At 57.5% G+C, this 2,869-nt stretch carries 3 protein-coding genes; 1 reads left to right on the forward strand and 2 read right to left on the reverse strand.

Annotation, left to right across the window (positions count from 1 at the left end):
• Positions 1-205: 205 nt before the first annotated feature.
• Complete coding sequence (locus PY650_RS36220; RefSeq protein WP_285884898.1) at positions 206-451, forward strand: helix-turn-helix domain-containing protein; 246 nt, start codon at positions 206-208, stop codon at positions 449-451.
• Positions 452-831: 380 nt separating this feature from the next.
• Here PY650_RS36220 and PY650_RS36225 read toward each other — a convergent pair whose 3' ends face one another.
• Together PY650_RS36225 and PY650_RS36230 are read right to left on the reverse strand one after the other, a co-directional pair.
• Complete coding sequence (locus PY650_RS36225; protein WP_285884899.1) at positions 832-2,352, reverse strand: type IV secretory system conjugative DNA transfer family protein; 1,521 nt, start codon at positions 2,350-2,352, stop codon at positions 832-834.
• Positions 2,349-2,651, reverse strand: coding sequence for a mobilization protein (locus tag PY650_RS36230; protein ID WP_285884900.1), 303 nt, complete (start codon positions 2,649-2,651; stop codon positions 2,349-2,351). The genes PY650_RS36225 and PY650_RS36230 overlap by 4 nt, the downstream gene beginning before the upstream one ends.
• Positions 2,652-2,869: the final 218 nt, after the last annotated feature.

A 2,869-nucleotide genomic window follows, 5' to 3' on the forward strand; every position in this document is an offset into this window, starting at 1 on the left:
TCCTCCTTTGTTCAATAGCTTCAAGCATGTGCATTCGTCGTCAAAGTCGAAAAGGAAAAATCATGGCCAAAGGGCTTGAATACGAACATAAGAGATTGTGGTAGGCCAGGTAAGGTGTTTGCAGCGCCTTGCTTGGCCGCGATCGCCCAATATCTGATCGCGCCACGAGTCTGGAAGATTATAGAAATAATGTCAAGGTTATAATATGATATCAGGTGATCAAGTTCGGATGGCTCGAGCAGCGTTAAAATGGGGTGTCCGGGACTTGGCAAAGCATGCGGCTGTCACGGCGGCCACCGTAACTCGAATTGAAGCAGGGCGGGCTGGACATGCCGCAACGATGCAAGCGATACAGTACGCATTCGAAAAAGCTGGAATTGAATTCATTAGCGAGAACGGTGGCGGCGCCGGGGTGCGCTTCGCCAAGCCAAAAGCAGACGGCTCAGAATGAATCGGACACCATTCCAGTCTGATGGTTTCGAAAGGGCTAGTTAACTGTTGCGACAGCGATCGGCAAAAGCGCTACGGTCTCATCTATGATCCTACGGAGAACCCTCCACTCTCGAAGATTTCGTTCGTCGACTCGAAGCGCCAACGCCGTGAGCATCCATCCAGCATATGCGATATCGCCCGCTGCCCGGTAGCGATCAAAATGTTGAAAGCAGACAACGATACGTGGATAAACGTCTCCTCGGTCAAGCGCGATTTCTGAAACGATATTATGAGCATTCGCGTAGGCCTCAGCGATCCGTCGTCGGTCGGAAGGGTTGCTGCTGGTGATGCAGCCGACCGTGAACATCAGCGTTTTGAATAGGTCTTTAGTTTCATCTCTCATGACGGATCGAACAGCGCCTTGAACTCTGGATCATCGTAGTAGCGCAGCTTGCGAACCAGCGCCGGCCGCTGCCCCTGCCGGAGCAAGATCATTTGATCGCTCGGCAGCCGCATCACCTCGTCCGGATTGATCAGATCGCGCGCAGCGATGTGCTCGGAGGTCGAGCTCTTTCCTTCGCTCCATGAGCCCGTAAAATACTGTGCGTCTGTTTTGCCAATCGTCTTTCCGACCAATTCCGCCGTCTCGATGTCGTTGACACCGAACAGCTGAAGGACACTGGCATTGGAGAGGAACGTCCCTGCCCTCTTTCCGTATGTGGCGCGAAGCTGATGGACATCTTGCAGGATCGGCCAGAGCTGAACACCGTAGCCAGCCATCAGTCCCATGGCGCGCTCGACAGGATCGAGGTGACCGAGGGCGGCAAACTCATCGAGAAGATAAAGGACCGGCATTGCCGGCTTCATGGGATCCCGGGCCATGTCGGTGAGGCTCTGGCTGACGAGCAGGCGAAGCCAACGCGAATAGGTCGAAAGCCGATCGGGCGGCAAAACCAGAAACACCGTCGCGTTGTGGTGCTTCAAATCAGCGAAGCGAAAATCCGACCGTCCGAGTACGGCCGCCATGCGCGGACTGTCGAGAAAATGCGTGTGGCGTTGCGCTGCCGAGAGGACGCCTGCGGCTTCGCGATCGGATTTACCGAGATGTCGGTTGGCGGCACGAGCGACAAGACCGTTCACCTCGGTTGATGCCTGCAGCTGTTTCAGCAAGGCTTCGAATGCTTCCGGCGCCAATGTCAGATAGTGACGCAGGCGGACGAGACTTCGCTCATCCGGCGGATGGTGCGTGACCACGTGGAGGATGATCCCGGCGATCAGCGCCTTGGCCTCTTCGTTCCAATGTGTCTCGCCTGCCATTTCCGGCTCATCGAACACCAACGCGTCGGCGAGCGTGCTGGCGTCTTCGGCAACATCGAGGTTCGACGGATCGAGCACATGGACCGGTCCGAATGATTGCCGCGCCCGACTGGTGATCCTGGCGTTCTCGCCTTTCGGATCGATGCAGATCACCGAGCGGTCGGCAGTCAGCAGATTGGGAATGATGGTCCCGACCCCCTTGCCGGTTCGCGTTGGCGCCATCGTCAGAAGATGTGCTGGTCCGTCATAGCGAAGCAGCTTTCCGTCTTTGCTGTCGCGGCCGATCAACAATCCGCTCTCGACTTTGGCGAGGGACTGCAGCTCTTTCCGGTTGGCCCAACGGGCGGTGCCAAAGACGGCTGCGCGAAGATCGGTGATTGGCACGAACGCAGAGATGAAGCCGCCGATGGCCATGATCGCCGGCAGGTATTTTGCGATGGCATCGACGGCGCGATGGACGCTTGCGGGCTCGATGTCCGTGAGCGCTTGCACCACCGCATTGCCGAGTACGAGGAGTGCGGCGAGGACCAGACCCAGAACCCCGCAGACGACCGCGTAGATCGGCGCTTTGACGACCGCCTTCAGCAAATCGACGACGGTCATGGCTGGCTGTCCATCCCTGGTTCGTTTTGGTTCGGTGTGATCGACGCATCGAGGATGCCTGTGAACAGCGCCTTGTCATGGTCGCGGCTCAGGAAGCCCGGGAGTTCGCGGCGCAACCAGCTCATCAGATCGCGGGAAAATGGATCCTTGCCGTGTTCGAGCCGGTGCAGCACGAGCGCGCCAAGCAGGATCTTCCGCCTGGTGTCCTCGACGCGTTCTTGTTTGCCAAGCCGCGCCTTCAGCGTCTTTTTGAGCACCTCCAGTTCGGCGATGCGTTGTTCGATCGTCTTGCGCGTCATCCCCACTAACACCTCCAACATGATCGCTTGCGGTTTTGCTTCGTCCATTGTCGCCCACACCGTAAACAGCGTGTCGTCGGTCGCAACTGACAGAAATGCGAGTAGATCGTGCGCGTTGCCTGATCCCTACTGAAAGAGCGCAGCGATTGAAGGTTGAAGGGCGCACTTACGAGTTGCTGCGCAACTCAGCGCTCGAAACCTTGCCTTTGGGGCCAAAG

Origin of the sequence: Martinezella calliandrae, from assembly GCF_030272695.1 — a bacterium.
Taxonomy (GTDB): Bacteria; Pseudomonadota; Alphaproteobacteria; order Rhizobiales; family Rhizobiaceae; genus Rhizobium; species Rhizobium calliandrae.

Coding starts and splice junctions, on each gene's coding strand:
- PY650_RS36220 (WP_285884898.1), top strand. CDS start 206: ATGATATCAGGTGATCAAGTTCGGATGGCTCGAGCAGCGTTAAAATGG.
- PY650_RS36225 (WP_285884899.1), bottom strand. CDS start 2,352: ATGACCGTCGTCGATTTGCTGAAGGCGGTCGTCAAAGCGCCGATCTAC.
- PY650_RS36230 (WP_285884900.1), bottom strand. CDS start 2,651: ATGACGCGCAAGACGATCGAACAACGCATCGCCGAACTGGAGGTGCTC.